Annotated in this window: 15 protein-coding genes and 2 pseudogenes; 7 read left to right on the top strand and 10 right to left on the bottom strand. The window is 71.3% G+C overall.

What is annotated here, in order from left to right; translation table 11 throughout:
- Positions 1–208 precede the first annotated feature (208 nt).
- From IPL89_12710 to rpsT, 7 genes and pseudogenes are all read left to right on the top strand, one after another.
- A complete protein-coding gene (locus IPL89_12710) occupies positions 209–904 on the top strand; it encodes a MotA/TolQ/ExbB proton channel family protein (GenBank protein ID MBK9064036.1) in 696 nt (231 codons plus the stop codon).
- 76 nt (positions 905–980) lie between these two features.
- Complete coding sequence (locus IPL89_12705) at positions 981–1,334, top strand: ExbD/TolR family protein (protein ID MBK9064035.1); 354 nt, start codon at positions 981–983, stop codon at positions 1,332–1,334.
- A gap of 149 nt (positions 1,335–1,483) precedes the next feature.
- Positions 1,484–2,140 (top strand): TonB family protein, encoded by a 657-nt coding sequence (locus IPL89_12700; GenBank protein MBK9064034.1) that lies wholly within the window; start codon positions 1,484–1,486, stop codon positions 2,138–2,140.
- Between the two features lie 23 nt (positions 2,141–2,163).
- A complete protein-coding gene (locus tag IPL89_12695; protein ID MBK9064033.1) occupies positions 2,164–3,543 on the top strand; it encodes a PD40 domain-containing protein in 1,380 nt (459 codons plus the stop codon).
- Between the two features lie 79 nt (positions 3,544–3,622).
- On the top strand, positions 3,623–4,174 hold the full coding sequence (gene pal, locus IPL89_12690) for a peptidoglycan-associated lipoprotein Pal (GenBank protein MBK9064032.1): 552 nt from the start codon (positions 3,623–3,625) through the stop codon (positions 4,172–4,174).
- Positions 4,171–5,046, top strand: a complete 876-nt coding sequence (ybgF, locus tag IPL89_12685; protein MBK9064031.1) for a tol-pal system protein YbgF — start codon at positions 4,171–4,173, stop codon at positions 5,044–5,046. The genes pal and ybgF overlap by 4 nt, the downstream gene beginning before the upstream one ends.
- Positions 5,047–5,081: 35 nt before the next feature.
- A pseudogene (gene rpsT, locus IPL89_12680) lies at positions 5,082–5,410 on the top strand (30S ribosomal protein S20).
- A gap of 93 nt (positions 5,411–5,503) precedes the next feature.
- Here rpsT and IPL89_12675 read toward each other — a convergent pair.
- The 10 genes and pseudogenes from IPL89_12675 to IPL89_12630 all read right to left on the bottom strand — a co-directional run bounded on the left by IPL89_12675 (position 5,504) and on the right by IPL89_12630 (position 14,639).
- Positions 5,504–5,926: a PIN domain-containing protein gene (locus IPL89_12675; protein ID MBK9064030.1), complete on the bottom strand. Its 423-nt coding sequence runs from the start codon at positions 5,924–5,926 to the stop codon at positions 5,504–5,506.
- The gene (locus IPL89_12670) at positions 5,886–6,179 is read right to left on the bottom strand and encodes a hypothetical protein (protein MBK9064029.1); all 294 of its coding nucleotides are present in this window, start codon (positions 6,177–6,179) and stop codon (positions 5,886–5,888) included. Before IPL89_12670 ends, IPL89_12675 begins: the two co-directional genes overlap by 41 nt.
- Positions 6,180–6,249: 70 nt before the next feature.
- Positions 6,250–6,822, bottom strand: a complete 573-nt coding sequence (locus tag IPL89_12665; protein ID MBK9064028.1) for an LptE family protein — start codon at positions 6,820–6,822, stop codon at positions 6,250–6,252.
- Entirely contained in the window at positions 6,819–9,359 is a 2,541-nt protein-coding gene (locus tag IPL89_12660) for a leucine--tRNA ligase (protein MBK9064027.1), read from the bottom strand. Before IPL89_12660 ends, IPL89_12665 begins: the two co-directional genes overlap by 4 nt.
- Positions 9,356–11,599: a methyltransferase domain-containing protein gene (locus IPL89_12655; GenBank protein MBK9064026.1), complete on the bottom strand. Its 2,244-nt coding sequence runs from the start codon at positions 11,597–11,599 to the stop codon at positions 9,356–9,358. Before IPL89_12655 ends, IPL89_12660 begins: the two co-directional genes overlap by 4 nt.
- A gap of 274 nt (positions 11,600–11,873) precedes the next feature.
- Positions 11,874–12,311 (bottom strand): annotated as a pseudogene (locus IPL89_12650) (HEAT repeat domain-containing protein).
- Positions 12,312–12,385: 74 nt separating this feature from the next.
- Positions 12,386–12,811, bottom strand: a complete 426-nt coding sequence (locus IPL89_12645; GenBank protein MBK9064025.1) for a response regulator — start codon at positions 12,809–12,811, stop codon at positions 12,386–12,388.
- Complete coding sequence (locus IPL89_12640; GenBank protein ID MBK9064024.1) at positions 12,808–13,698, bottom strand: transglutaminase domain-containing protein; 891 nt, start codon at positions 13,696–13,698, stop codon at positions 12,808–12,810. Before IPL89_12640 ends, IPL89_12645 begins: the two co-directional genes overlap by 4 nt.
- The gene (nusB, locus tag IPL89_12635) at positions 13,695–14,135 is read right to left on the bottom strand and encodes a transcription antitermination factor NusB (GenBank protein MBK9064023.1); all 441 of its coding nucleotides are present in this window, start codon (positions 14,133–14,135) and stop codon (positions 13,695–13,697) included. The genes IPL89_12640 and nusB overlap by 4 nt, the downstream gene beginning before the upstream one ends.
- Positions 14,136–14,153: 18 nt before the next feature.
- Positions 14,154–14,639, bottom strand: coding sequence for a 6,7-dimethyl-8-ribityllumazine synthase (locus IPL89_12630; GenBank protein ID MBK9064022.1), 486 nt, complete (start codon positions 14,637–14,639; stop codon positions 14,154–14,156).
- Positions 14,640–14,646 lie beyond the last annotated feature (7 nt).

The following is a 14,646-nucleotide window of genomic DNA, read 5'->3' as shown; positions in this document are numbered from 1 at the left end:
GGCGTGGACGGCCGAGAGCGGGAGGACGTCCGGCGGGAGCGGCGGCGGCGCCGCCCGGCCCGCGTTCGCGACACCCAGAACGAGGGCCGCAAGAGCGGCCCAACGCTTTGACCCCGTTCGAGTTTCCGTGCTACCTTGACGGGACGGCCGGCGACCGGACCGTCGCGGATCCCATCCCCCTTCTTCGAGGGAGGCCGAAAGAACACACATGTCCGAATCGAACGGATCGAACCTGGTCCAGCTGTTCCTCAACGCCGGGCCGACGGCCAAGGCCGTCCTCGTCGTCCTCGCGTTCTTCTCGCTCGTGTCGTGGGCGATCATCATCGGCAAGATCTGGAGTTTCTCACGCGCGGGCGCGAGCTCGCGCGCGTTCCTCGCGCACTTCCGCAAGAGCCGCAAGTTCGCCGACGTTCTCGGCATCTGCGACACGTGCGAACCGAGCCCGCTCGTCGGGATCTTCCGCGCGGGCTACGCCGAGCTCGACCAGCAGGTGAAGGACGGCCGCGAGGTGGCGCCCGCGGACACGGGCAGGCTCTTCGTGAAGAGTCTCGCCTCCATCGAGCGCGCGCTCGAGCGCGCGGCCGGCGTCGAGACGACGCGCCTCACGCGGGGGCTCTCGTTCCTCGCGACCACCGCCTCCGCGACGCCGTTCATCGGCCTCTTCGGCACGGTCATGGGCATCCTGATCTCGTTCTCGCAGATCGCGTCGAAGGGCTCGACGTCGATCGTCGTCGTGGCGCCCGGGATCGCAGAAGCCCTGATCAACACCGCCGCGGGCCTCGTCGCAGCGGTCCCGGCCCTCATCGCGTACAACAACTTCACCGCCCCCGTCCGCGCGGCGCGCGGCGAGATGCGGGACTTCGCGCTCGAGTTCATGAACCTGGCCGAGCGCCACTTCACCTGAGGCTGCCGTGTCATTCCGGTTGGACGACGACGCGGACGCCTTCCACGACATCAACGTGACGCCCCTCGTGGACGTCATGCTCGTCCTCCTCGTGATCTTCATGGTCACGGCGCCACTCCTCCACCAGGGGGTGGAAGTGCAGCTGCCGAAATCCGTCGCCCAGAATCTCCCGAAGACTCCCGAGGATCCCCTGATCCTGTCGATCACGAAGAGCGGGGGCTACTACCTCAACGAAACGCCCGTCGCCAAAGCGCAACTCAAGGACCGTCTCCAGCTCATCCTCTCCCGGCGCCGGGACAAGTCCGTCTACCTCAAGGCGGACCGGAACCTTCCCTACGGTTCGGTGGTCGAAATGATGGACACGCTCAACCGGCTGGGGGTGGAGAGTCTCGGCATGGTCACGGAGCTGAAGTCGGAGGACCGTCGTTGAAAGAGGCCGCGACGTGGCCGTGAACACGGCGGCCGTCGGCGCTCCGCTCACGGTCTCGGAGATCCTCTCGCGGCGCGCGCGCGGCGGCCGGGCGCCTCTCTCTCGCGGCCGGGCTTTCGATCCTCGCTCACGCCGCCTTCGCCGCCGCCGTGATCCTCACGAGCCGCCAGCGGCGCGTGCCGGTCGCGATTCCCATCTCGCTCCCGGTTCGCGTCGTCAGCCCGGCCGCACTCGGACGGCCGGAGGCCGCGCCCGCTCCGGTGGCGCCTGCTCCGGTCGCCGAACCGGTCCCCGAGCCCGTGAAGGCCCGGCCCGTCATCGAGAAGAAACAGGTCGAGAAGATCGAGCCGTCGCCGAACGCGATGCCCTCCCTGAAGTCCGCCAAGGTCAAGCCCACGCCCCCGAAGCCCGCGGCGGCCCCCGGGAAGGGCGCGCCCGCGGTCGACCTTCCCAGCGCGCCGGGTCTCCCGAGCGGAACCGCCGGAGGGACAGGCGCGTCGCTGAGCTTCGGCGCCGACGTGGCCGCGTTCGACGCCGACTTCCCGTTCTCGTACTACGTCCAGCAGCTCGTCTCGCTCATCGGCGCGAACTGGTTCCGTCCGGACGCTCCCGACGGGTCGCTCTGCACCGTTTCCTTCCGCATCCAGCGCTCGGGCCAGGTCACGGACGTGAAGGTCGAATCCGGCTCCGGGGCGAGCTACTACGACCGCGCCGCCGTCCGCGCCGTCTACGCCGCGAACCCGCTTCCGCCGCTGCCGAACGACTACCGCAACGAGCAGCTCGGCGTCCACCTGCGATTCCGCTGAGAACCGTCGTCATGGGAGGCTTCGTGAACCGTCCGACACCGATCCGCATCCTGGCCGCCGCCGTCCTCGCCGCCGCCGCGGCGGGCGCACATGCCCAGCCCACGCCGGCCAACGGAAAGCCCGGCACCGGCCCCGTCGCGCCGCCGGTCTCGTCGCTTCCGAGCAACGTCGTCATCGACATCCTCGGGGCCAAGGGCGCGCGGATCCCGCTCGCGATCCCCGTCACGATCGCCTCGCTCAAGCCGGAGCTACAGAAGGGGGCCGTCGACCCGTTCTTCACGACGCTCAACGACGACCTGTCGGGCTCGCGCGTCTTCCTCGTCTCGGACCCGACGCTCTACCCGAAGGGCCTCCGCCCGCCGCGCAACCGTGCGGAGGGCGACCAGTGGAGAGCGGCGTCGGCCCAATACCTCCTCGACACGCGGCTCGCACAGGAGACCGACACGCAGATCGTCATCGAGGCCCAGCTCTACGACCTCGGGACCCTCCAGCCGATCCTCGCAAAGAAGTACTCGGGCCCCGTCGCGGCCTCCCGGCGCATCGCCCACACGCTCGCAAACGACCTCACGCGCCAGTTCACCGGAAAGCCCGGACCGTACCTCACGAAGATCGCCTTCGTCTCCGACCGCGACGAGCCGCGCGTGAAGGAGGTCTACACGATGGACTTCGACGGCGAGACCCAGCGCCGGGTCACGAACTCGCGCACGCTCTCTCTCGCCCCCGACTGGTCCCCGGACGGGAAGAAACTCGTCTACCAGTCGTACGAAAAGGACAATCCGGGAGTGTTTCTCATCGGCCGGGACGGCGCCGACAAATTCCGTATCCCTCTCTCCACGCAGCTCAACGCGTCCCCCTCGTTCTCGCCGGACGGCAAGACGATCGCGTTTTGCGGGAGCGTGAAGGGGAATCCGGAGATCTACACCGTCCAGACGGACGGATCGAACCTGAAACGGCTCACGGAGAACGTCGCGATCGACTCCACGCCCCGCTGGTCCCCGAACGGCCGCGAGCTCGCCTTCACGTCCAATCGCCAGGGCTCGCCGCAGATCTACATGATGGATCTCGAGGGGGCGAACGTCCGCCGCGTCTCGCTCGCCGGGAGCTGGAACGACGAGGCGGCCTTCTCGCCGGACGGCGGACGGGTCGCGTTCGCGTGCCGCAACGACGGCGACTTCCAGATCTGCGTCATGGAGATCGGGACGGGCCGCACCCTGCAGATCTCCGAGGGCCCCGGCGCGCACGAGAACCCCACGTGGTCGCCCGACGGCACGAAGGTGGCGTGGGAGGTCATGCGGGGCAGCTCGACGCAGATCGCGGTGGCGAACGCGGACGGCTCCGCGATGCGCATCGTGACGTCGACGGGGAACAATTTCTCGCCCGCGTGGATCAAGACGCTAGAATAGAAACCTCTCTCCCGGGGCGGAAGTCACGCCTCCGGGAATCATTCGCATCTTTTTCTCTCAGAACGGAAGGACTTGCCCCATGAAGAACCTCGTGAAGACCGGAACCCTTGCTCTCGCGGCCGTGGCGCTCGTCGTGGCCTGCTCCCCGAAGCCCGCGCCGGAGCCGCCTCCGCCGCCCCCGACGACGCCGACGCCCACCGTCGTCACCCTCGAGCCGACGCCCGCCCCGACGCCGAAGCCCACGCCGCGCTCGGCGGAAGAGGACATCAAGGCGATGTCCCTCGACCGCGTCTCGAGCTACCTGAAACCCGTGTTCTTCGACTACGACAAGGCCGACCTCCGCGGCGACGCCCGCGACGTCCTCGCCGCCAACGCGGCGTGGCTCAAGTCCCACCCGACGATCCTCTTCACGATCGAGGGCCACTGCGACGAGCGCGGGACGGCGCAGTACAACCTCGCGCTCGGCGACCGCCGCGCGAACTCCGCCAAGGAGTACCTCGTCTCCCTCGGCATCGACGCCGGCCGCGTCAAGTCGGTGTCGTACGGCAAGGAGCGCCCCTTCGCGACCGGACACGACGAGGACTCGTGGGCGAAGAACCGCCGCGGGCATTTCGTCGTGACGGCGAAGTGACGCGCGTGAGGGGGCTCGGGGCGCTCGCGGCCGCGGGCCTTCTCGCGTCCGCGGCCGGGTGCGTGAGCAGCAGCGATATCGACGGTCTGCACAAGCACGTCGGCGTCGTCGAAAAGCAGGTCGATGCGCTCCAGAAGCAGTCGTCCTCCAAGGACGAGATGGCCAAGCTCAACGACTCCCTCGCGAAGCAGTCGGCCACGCTCCTGCGGTCGAACGCCGATCTCGGGGCGAAGTTCGACGAGCTCACCCGCGAGATGCAGACGCTCGCCGGCAAGCTCGAGGACACGAACCGGCGGCTCTCGCAGCTCTCGCAGCAGATCGCCGAAGTTCAGTCCCGGTCCAGCTCCGCCGCCGCCTCCGCACTGGCCCCGCCCGGACCGGGCGGCGCTGCGGCCCCGGCCGCCGCTCCCACGGCCGCCGGCGGCCTCGTCGCGGTTCCCGCAGCGGGCGCGGCTGCCGCGGCGTCGGCGCCGAAGGGCGGGGGCATTTCCCCCGCCGACCTCTTCGCGCAGGCCACGGCCGACTACCAGCGCGGCCGCTACGACCTCTCCCGCCAGGGCTTCGAGGACTACGCCGAGAAGTTCCCCCGCACCGACCTCTCCGACGACGCCCTTTACTGGGCGGGCGAGTGCTGGTCGGCGCAGAAGAAGCCGCACGAGGCGATCGCGGCCTACGACAAGCTGTTCCGCACGTATCCGCAGAGCGACAAGGCCGCCGCCGCCCACCTGAAGAAGGGACTCGCCCACCTCGAACTCGGCGAGAAGGCCCAGGCGATGGTCGAGCTCAACTACGTCGTCAACCAGTTCCCGGGATCCGACGAGGCCAAGAGCGCGCGCCAGCGGCTCAAGGCGCTCGGCGGCGACGCCCGGTAAGCACACGAAAGAAAGAGAAAGGGACCTCCCCCGAAATGGCAAACACCAAACAGGCCAAGAAGCGCGCCGGACAGAGCGAGAAGCGCCGCGCCCGCAACCGCTCCGTCGTCACGCGCGTCCGCAACATCGTCAAGAACCTCCGCAAGACCGCCGAGACCGAGGCGGCCAGGTCGGCGGCATGCTCTCGAACGCGATGTCCGAGCTGGACGTCGCCGTCCGCAAGGGCGTCCTCCACAAGAAGACCGCCTCGCGCCTGAAGTCGCGCATCACGAAGACGACGAACAAGGCCGCGAAGGCCGCCGGAGCGCCGCCCGCGCCGGCCGCCCCGAAGAAGGCTCCCAAGGCCGCCAAGAAGGCGAAGTAGGGGCTGCTAGATCCGGACCAGCCCCCGAGATCTCGATCTCATGAGGTTTCGGGGGCCGGGCGCCTCAAAGACTCGTGCGAGTGCTCCTCGCCATCAGAGGCCGAGGATCTTCAGCAGCCTGGCGGTCGGGTAAACGATGAGCGGTACCTCCTCGAAGTCGCGGTCGTTGGACCAGATCGGGATTTCGAGCTTGAGTGCGAGGGCGGCCAGCGGGACGTCACTCGGATCACGTCTGCCGAGGTAGCGACGGGCCTCGGCGAGGTGGCTTTCGTAGAAGACGGGCGGGTAGATCCTCAAGGGCAGAACCCGGAGGTTCTCGACCACGTCGGCCTCGTCCAGCGCGTATTGCTGTGCCAGCGTGGGCAGATGCGTCTGGATCTCCTCGAAATTCGCGTTGGTGGTCACGATCTCGAGCCCCTTCGCGCGCTGGAAGACGCGCGCTGCCGCGCGGGCGACCGCGGCCGAGAGGATGACGTTACTGTCTGCGGCGATTCTTTCGAAGGGCTTCAAAATCACGCTGGAGCTGCTCTTCGGTGATGCCCTTCGCATCCAACTGCCGGGCAAGTTTCCTGCTGGTCTTCAAATAGAGCTTGCGGCGCTCGTCGAGCGGGATTGACTGGTCGGGATATGGGAGAGGGCGGAAGACGCCGAGAGGCTTTCCGCGCTCGGTCACGAGCACGGCCTCGCCGCTACGCGATGTCTTGCGGGCGCGGCTCCTGAGCTGGCTCAGCGTCACGGTCTTCATCGGGCGAATCGCGGCGGTCTTCATGGACTTCTCCGGGGCTCAGTCTATCCCCGGATGGGCGGTTCAGGCACTCCGGCCTGAAACCCGCGGACCCCTAGAACCCTTCCAGGATGGTCGTGACGAGGCTCTGGGCGAACGGTCGCGCCAGGGCCTCGATCGCTTCCCGCTCCCGGTCGTAGTACGACTTCGAGCTCCCCGGCACGTTGTAGGGCTGGCGGAACACGAACGACGGCTCCTTGAACAGGACCTTCTCCGTCGACTTCTCGGCGAGGGAGACGTTCGCCGTGATCGTCAGCTGATACTCGACCGCGAGGCCCGCATCGTCGAAGCGGACCGGCGTGAGGCTCAGCGAGGTCAGGCGTCCGATCAGCTCCGCGTCCGCCTGCGTGCGATCCGGCACCGGTTTCAGGCGTCCGCGGACCGAAAGCTCTCGCAAGACCGCATCGGTGAGCTTCTGCTCGGCGGTCACGACCGTCGTGTCGTTGATGAACGTCGGCACCCAGACCGTCTTGACGGTCGCCGGGATCGCGCTCGCACCGGTGCCGACGAGCGAATAGCCGCAGCTCGTCAGGGACAAAAGGAAGAAGAGGAAGAAAGAGAAGAGGAAGATTTCTTTGAAAGGTGAAGAGGAAGAACAAGAGGCGCGGCGCGGCACTGTCTGGTTCATCGCACGACGAGATTCAGTAGCCGGTCCTGCACCCAGATGGTCTTCACGCGCTGCTTGCCCTCGAGCCAGCGAGCCACGACAGGCTCGGCTTCGGCCGCCGCTACGACTTCCTTCTCAGAAGATCCTCTTCGGATCTTGAGCTCGCCCCGCACCTTCCCTGAGATCTGCACGGCAATCGTCGCGATTTCCTCCACCGCGAGCTTCGGGTCGAACGCCGGCCAGCCGGAGACGAGGAGGCTCTTCGTGCCGCCGAGCTTCTCGTTCAGCTCCTCGGAGAGGTGGGGGGCGATGGGATGGAGGAGCGCGACGAGCGCGCGGAGCGTCGCCGCGGTCTCTCCCCTGTCGGCCTTCGCGTCGCCGACGAGGCCGGCCGCGTGCGTGCCGAACTCCATGAGGTGCGCGACGGCCGTGTGGAAGGAGAACGCGTCGAAGTCCTCCGTGAGCTTCTTGACGGCCATGTGTCGGGCGCGCGCCGCCGGCGTGTCGGCCGCCGCGGGCTCGCCGCGCACGTCGGCGCCCGTCGCGACGAAGCGCTCCACGGCCATCCGGACGCGCCCGAGGAAGCGCTCCGGTCCGCTGATGCCCTCGTCGCTCCATTCGGCGTCCTTCTCGGGCGGTCCGAGGAAAAGAACGAACGCCCGGACGGCGTCGGCGCCCTTCTCCGCGATGAGCGGGTCGAGCGACACGGCGTTGCCGCGCGACTTCGACATCTTCTCGACGCGCCCGGTCGGGGACTGGCGCGTGATCATTCCCTGGTTGAACAGCGCGGAGAACGGCTCCTCGAACGTGATGAGACCGAGGTCCTTCATGACGCGCGCGAAGAAGCGCGCGTACAGGAGGTGGAGGATCGCGTGCTCGATTCCGCCGATGTACTGGTCGACGGGCGCCCACTCGGCGGCGCGGGCCGCGTCGAACGGTGCCTTGTCGTTCGCGGGGTCGAGGTACCTGAGGTAATACCAGGACGAGTCCACGAACGTGTCCATCGTGTCCGTCTCGCGCCGCGCGGGGCCGCCGCACTTCGGGCACGTCGTGTTCACGAAGGAGGCGACCTTTTCGAGCGGATTTCCGCCCTTCCCCGTGAACGGCGCGTCGGCCGGGAGGACGATCGGCAGGTCCTTCTCCGGCACCGGCACCCAGCCGTCCTTCTCGCACTTGACCATGGGGATCGGGGTTCCCCAGTAGCGCTGGCGGGAAATGAGCCAGTCGCGGAGGCGGTACCGGATGCGCGGGCCGCCGATCCCTCGCGAAGCGGCGTCCTGAGCGATCAGCTCGCGGGCCTCGGAAGAAGATTTTGCTGAGAATGGGCCAGAGGCGATGAGGCGGCCTTCGCCCGTATAAGCGGCCGAAGGAGCGCCGTCGCCGCTGGGGGCGTCGGCCTGCCCCTCTTCCTTTCTAAGCAAATCTTCTTTCTTCTCTTCCTCAATGACTTTCACGATCGGAATCCCGTACTTCGTCGCGAACTCGAAGTCGCGCGTGTCGTGCGCGGGGACGGCCATGAGCGCGCCGGTGCCGTAGTCCGCGATGACGAAGTTCGCGAGCCACACCGGGATTTCCTGCCCGGTGAACGGGTTGATCGCCTTGACGCCCGTGTCCCGGCCGTCCTTCTCTGCGCCCTCGGCCTCGCGCGCGATGCGCTCCTGTTCGCGAACGGACGTGACCCAGGCCTGCAGCCCGGCCTTGTCCGGATGATTCGCGATCAGGCGCGGGACGAGCGCGTGCTCGGGGGCGAGGATGAGAGCCGTCGCCCCGTAAACGGTGTCGGGGCGCGTCGTGAAGACGCGCACGCTCTCGCCGAGCGCGGGGATCGCGAAGTCGAGGTCGGCGCCAACCGACTTCCCGATCCAGTTGCGCTGCATCGTGACGACTTTCTCGGGCCACTTCCCGAGCGTGTCGAGCCCGGCGAGCAGGCTCTCGGCGTAGTCCGTGATCTTCAGGAACCACTGCTCGAGCTCGCGCTGGACGACCGGCGTCTTGCAGCGCTCGCAGACGCCGCCCTCGGCCTGCTCGTTCGCGAGCACCGTCTCGCACGAGGGGCACCAGTTCACGGCGGACTTCCGCCGCACGGCGAGGCCCTTCTCGAGGAGCTTCAGGAAGAACCACTGGTTCCAGTGGTAGTAGGCCGGCTCGCAGGTGGTGACTTCCTTCGTCCAGTCGTAGAGGACGCCCCACGCCCGGAACTGCTCCTTCATCGCCGCGATGTTTGCGAGCGTCGAGGTGTGGGGGTGGATCCCCTTCTGGATCGCGTAGTTCTCGGCCGGCAGCCCGAACGCGTCCCAGCCCATGGGGCAGAGGATCGTCCGCCCGCGCTGGCGGAGATAGCGGTGGAGCGCGTCCGTCAGGAAGTACGTCCGGGCATGCCCGACGTGCAGCCGGTCGCCCGAGGGGTACGGCAGCATCACGAGGAGATACGTGCCGTCGCCCGCGGGCTTGCCCGTGTCCACGAAGGCGGCGCGATCCTGTTCCCAGCGCTCGCGCCACTTGGTCTCGATTCGCCGGATTTCGTCGCTGCGCGAGGGGGGGACGGTGGGATTCGTCATGAGAGCGCGCGAGTGTAAACGACCGCGCCCGGCGTCCGGTAGGCGAGGTCGCTCCCGAGCAGGACCGGCGCGAGCGGCGCGGACGCGGCGTACGCGTGGTCCTCGCGCCCGAGCAGCAGGTAGCCTCCCGGCTTCAGGCACGCGCCGAGGCGCTCGACGGCCTCCGGGCGAGCCGCGGCGGGCAGCTGCGCGAGGAGACCGTGGCAGATGATCGCGTCGTGCTTGCCGGCGCCCGAAGGTTCGTCGGCGAGGGCGCGCGCCTCGAAGTAGACGGCTTCGCGGAGGGGCTCGCGCACGCGGTAGCGGCCGTTCGAGAGCGGCTGGAAGTGACGCGTCCGGACCGCCTCCGCGACGCCGCGCAGCGCATGCGGGCCGTAGACGCCCGCCTTCGCGTGGCGGATCGCGGCCGGAGAAAGGTCCGTGCCGCGTATCCGGACCCGTCGATTCGGCCCGAAACCGCGCTCAGCGAGCCGGATCGCCGCCGACCAGGCTTCCTCGCCGGTGCCGCATCCCACGCACCAGACGTCGAGCGTGCCGTCGGCCCCGAGGGCCAGGAGCCGCTCCGGCGCGATCTCGCCGGCGAGGGCGTCGAGCGCCCCGGGGTCGCCGAAGAACCGCGACGTCGTGTCGGCGACGGAGTCCACCAGCCGCGCGAGGAGGGCGTGGGCCGCGGGCAGATCACGCATCCGGCGCCAGAGCTGCCGGAACGAGCCCGCGGCCCAGCCTTCGGCGGCGAGGAGCAGCGCCAGCCGCGGCCGCAAGGTCTCGGCGTCGAGGTCGAGCCCCGTGCGCATCCGCGCGAGAGCCGCCAGAAGGCGGAGAGCGTCGGCGTCGTCGTCCGGAAGAGCCGGGGCGCCGGGACGGCGCGCGGCCTCGATCGCCGCACCCCACGCCCGGCCCGCCCGTGGCGGCGCGGCGCCCCAGGCGCCGCGGACCGCTTCAGGGAAGCGGCGCGCGAGGGACTCCGCGGCGAAGCGCGATTCGGACCGGTCGGCCTCCGTGCCGAGAGCGCGCGTGACGGCGCCGATCGCGTCCGCGCGCCCCGACGCCGCGACGGCGCGCAGCAGCGCGGCGCGCGCCTCCGGATCGGACTCGCGGTCCAGCGCCTCGGCCAGCGGGATCCCGAGAGCGGCCGCGAGGTCCTCCCCCGCCCGGGCCGCGGCGCCGGCGGCCGCGATGCGAACCTCGGGGCGGCGGTCCGTGAGGCCGTTCGCAACCGCGTCGGCGGCGACCGGAGGCGGCGCGGCCGCCGCGGCCTCGAGCACGGCGCGGGCCGTGGACACGTCCTCGTGGACAACCGCGAAGGCCACGGCCGAGGCCGCTGCGGCGTCGCCGAGATCCCCGATCGTCTCGAGCGCGGCGCGCCGCACGGCGCCTCTCTGCGCGAGCATCTCGCGGGCCAGCCGCGGCCGCTCGGCACCCGCGAGGGTGACCAGGAGCGATCCGGCCGCGGCCGCCACCGGGGCGTCGTCGTTCAGGAAGCGGAGAATCCGCCGTGAGTCGATCGCCGACCTGCCGTCGCCCGCGAGACGGGTCAGCGTCCGGAGCGCCTCGGCGCGGACCGTGGGGTCGTCGTCCTCGAGGAGAGGCAGGACGTCGCGCTCGGTCAGCTCGGGCCGGAACGCCGCGGCCGCGGCAGCCGCGGCGCGGGTGCCCGCATCCGCCGATCCGAAGGCGGAGCGCAGCGCGCCGTCGGCCGCGGGACCCGGCTGCTCGCGCAGCGCCGTGAGCGCGGCGGCCCGCCCGGGGCCGTCGTGGCCGCTCGCGCGGTCGTGGAGCGCCGTCGCGGCGGCTCGCGCGCGGTCCCCGTCCTCGCGCCCGGCTTCGCGCGAGACCGCCCACGCGGCCGCGAGGGCCGTGTCCGGATCGTCGTCCGCGAGGATCTCGAGGAGATCGTGAAGCGGGGTCGAGCCCGGCACGAGCCGGTTCAGCGCCGCGGTCTTCGCGCGCGGATGCGCGTGGGCGAGCAGTCGCGCCGGGTCCACCGCCACGCCGCCGTGCACGAGCAGCACGAGGGCGGGCTCGGCGTCGTCGACGACGAGGGCGGTGCGCGCCGCTTCGACGAGGCGCTCGGGCGGAAGCTCCGCGAGCGGGCCGTAGCCGTCCGGATAGGGTCCCTGACGGACGACGAGCGCCGCCGCTCCCGCAGCGTCGAGGCGGGCGAGGAGGCGCGCGAGGGCGCCCGCGGCGCCCCGCGGGAGACCGGGCGCCACGAGTGCCGCCTGAGCGGCGTCGGTCACGGAGGGCCAGAGCGAGCTCACGCGCCGCGCGACGGGCCCCGGGGGCGCTGCAGACGGACTTCGAGAGCGCGACGAGAAGATCGGCGCCCGCGGCAGGGTCCCGGGCTCCGCGCCGCGCTAGTTCCTCCGCCGCCTCGGGCGCCGGCAGACGCGACAGCGCCGCCAGCGCGCAGGCGCCGATCCCCGGCTCGTCGAGAAGCGGCAGGAGCCGGGCCGCCGCCCGGGGGTCGCCCAGCAGGCCCAGCGCCCACGCGGCGTGGGCCCGGTCGAACGAACTGCCGTCGCGAAGGGCGCGAAGGAGAACGGGCACGGCTTCCGTGCGGCCGGTGCGCCCGAGAGCGAGAAGGAGCTCCGCGTGCACGTCGGCGTCGGTCTCGCTGCGCACGGCCGCCTCGAGGGCGGCGACGACGGCGGGCCCGGACGCGTGCGGCGGAAGCTCCCGCGCCGCGCGGAGGCGGACGACCGGAGACGGGCTCGAGAGCGCCTCGAGAAGAACGCCCCCGGCGCCGGCCCGCGCCGCGAGCGCGCGGGCCGCGGCGATTCCCGCCACGCCCGAGGCCGGGTCGAGCAGGATGTCCGTGCAGGTCGCGCGGCCGGCCGGTCCCGCGTGCGCGAGCCCCTCCACGGCGCGGGCACGCACGCGGTGGTCGGAATCCGAGAGCAAGCCCGCGAGCGCCTCTTCGGCCTCCGTGCCGCCGAGTCCGGACAGCACGGCCGCCGCGTGGAGCCGCACCTCGGCCTTCGGAGAAGCGGTCTCCTGGACGACCGAGATGAAGGGGCGCCGACTCACGGCAGGCTCCCCGGAATGCCGGCGGCTGCGAGCGCGGCGGCGACGGCGGGAGGATCGAACGGCGTGCGCAGAAGAGCGGCCGCGCCTGCCGCGGAGGACCTCTCCAGCGCGTCGGCGTCGGAGGCCGCCGCGACCGCAATCACCGGGAGCTCGCGGTGCTCCGGGTGCGCGCGCAGGAGGGCCATGAGCTCGTCGCCGGAAAGGACCGGCAGGTCCAGCGCGACGAGCGCGAGGGCGGGCCGCCCGCGGGCCACGAGCCAGAGCGCCTCGAACGCCGAGCCGGCTTCGGCCGCCACCACCGTGCGTCCGCCCGGCTCCAGGGCCGCGCGCAGCGCGGCGACGGCGAGAAGGCGCTGCGGCGGCGAAGGAAGGACGACGAGGATCGACAGCGGCGCGCCGGGGGCGCCCGCGCCGGCAGTCAACGCCGGTCGTCCCGGCCGGCGGGACGCGGAGCCGCGAGGGGCGCGGGATCGAAGGGCGCGCCTTCGAGGGGGCCGCGCGGGCGCGCGAGCGTGATGCGGCCCTCGCCGCCCTCGAGGACGGGGCGGCGGATCTCGGCCGAGCGCGACAGAACGCCGGCGTGGAACGACGCGGCCGGCTGGCGGGAGAGAGCGAGGTGCCGGGCCGTGACCGTGTTTGCAAGCCCGCCGGGGTCCGACGGCACCCAGCCGAGGCCCGGCACGAAGGCCTCGATCCATCGGTGGCGGACGCCGCCGAGGCCCGCGTTGTAGACGAGCCGGGATTCGGGGGTCAGCTCCGCCGGTTCAGCCGCGACGAGGAGGCCGGTCACTTGCCGCGCCGGCACGCCCGCGCGCAGGAGAAGCTCGGCTGCGAGGAGCGAGCGGCCCACGCACGAGCCGCGGCCCGACCGCAGCGCCGAGGCGGCCGTCTCGTTGCCGTCCGGCAGCTTGTAGGAGACGTTTCGCGACGTGAATGCAATCACGCGCTCGACGGCTTCGAGTGTCGTCGCGGCGCCGGCGAGGAGCCGCGACGAGGCCGCCTCCAGCGCGGCGTCCTCCGGACGGGGCTCGGCCAGCGTCGCGCGGGCCTCGGGCTCGAGCGCGTCGAGAGGCGGCGGGAACGGCGCGTCGGCGCCGAAAGGCGACGAGTCGACGACCACCCGCGCTTCGAGAGCGCGCCCGTCCGGACTGGACAGGACGACCCGATAGCCGGCCGCTTCGACCGGGCGCGCGAAGCGCCACGGCGCGTCGCCGGCCACACGGTACTGGGCCCACTCCGTGCGCGGGCCCTCGGCGAGAGCCGACGGCGCGGCGGCCATGAACGCGAGGGCGAGGACGAACCGCTTCACGCCGGGTCCCCGGGGGCCGCGGGGCGCGGGCCGTAGGTGGCACGACGGATCCCGTCGAGGACTCCGTTCACGAAGGGGCCCGAAGACGGCGTCGAGAATTTCTTCGCGATCTCGACCGCCTCGTCGATGACGACGGCGTCCGGAGTGTCGTTCTCGAAGAGGAGTTCGTAGAGCGCGAGACGGAGCAGGTTGCGGTCCACCGCGGCCATGCGCCCGAGGCGCCAGTGTTCCGAGCGCTCGGAGAGCTTCGCGTCCAGCTCGTCACGTCGGGCGAGCGTCCCTTCGACGAGACGCGCGGCGTACTCCTGCACGTCGGGCCGGGCCTCGACGAACTCCTCCGTGCGCCGAAACATTTCCGCGGGCAAGGTGCCCGCGAGGTCGTTCTGGTAGAGGAGCTGGAGGGCCAGCTCGCGGGACTTGCGACGGCGGCCGCTCACGCGTCCCTCCGCGGCCCGTCAGCGCGCGCGGCGCTTGGCGGCCGGGGTCTTCAGGCGGGCGCGGAGGTCGGCGGACTCGACCGCGGCCATCGCCGCTTCGAAGCCCTTGTTGCCGGCCTTGGCGCCGGAGCGCTCGAGCGCCTGCTCGAGCGTGTCGCAGGTGAGGACGCCGAAGGACACCGGAAGGTCGAGCTCGAGGGAGACCTGGAAGACTCCCTTGGCCGTTTCCCCGGCGACGTAGTCGAAGTGGGGCGTCCCTCCGCGGATCACGGCGCCGAGGGCGACGAGGGCGTCGAACCCGCCGGAGCGGCCGAGGTCGCGGAGGGCGAGCGGGAGCTCCCAGGCCCCCGGCGTGCGGACGACGACGACGTCCGCGGCGCCGGTCCGGCGGAAGGCGTCGAGGGCCCCGTCGAGAAGCCGCGAGACGACGACGTCGTTCGTCCGTGCGGCCACGATGCCGAAGCGGCGGCCGGCTGAGGTGAGGTGTCCTTCGATGACGCTCATGGGAATG

The sequence above is a fragment of the Acidobacteriota bacterium genome (genome assembly GCA_016716715.1).
Classification (GTDB): Bacteria; Acidobacteriota; Thermoanaerobaculia; order UBA5066; family UBA5066; genus Fen-183.
Note: the sequence above shows the minus strand (reverse complement) of the source record. Positions and strands in the feature narration are given on the sequence as shown.

Coding starts and splice junctions, on each gene's coding strand:
- IPL89_12665 (MBK9064028.1), bottom strand. CDS start 6,822: ATGAACCAGACAGTGCCGCGCCGCGCCTCTTGTTCTTCCTCTTCACCT.
- IPL89_12710 (MBK9064036.1), top strand. CDS start 209: ATGTCCGAATCGAACGGATCGAACCTGGTCCAGCTGTTCCTCAACGCC.
- IPL89_12705 (MBK9064035.1), top strand. CDS start 981: ATGCTCGTCCTCCTCGTGATCTTCATGGTCACGGCGCCACTCCTCCAC.
- IPL89_12660 (MBK9064027.1), bottom strand. CDS start 9,359: ATGACGAATCCCACCGTCCCCCCCTCGCGCAGCGACGAAATCCGGCGA.
- IPL89_12670 (MBK9064029.1), bottom strand. CDS start 6,179: ATGAAGACCGCCGCGATTCGCCCGATGAAGACCGTGACGCTGAGCCAG.
- IPL89_12630 (MBK9064022.1), bottom strand. CDS start 14,639: ATGAGCGTCATCGAAGGACACCTCACCTCAGCCGGCCGCCGCTTCGGC.
- pal (MBK9064032.1), top strand. CDS start 3,623: ATGAAGAACCTCGTGAAGACCGGAACCCTTGCTCTCGCGGCCGTGGCG.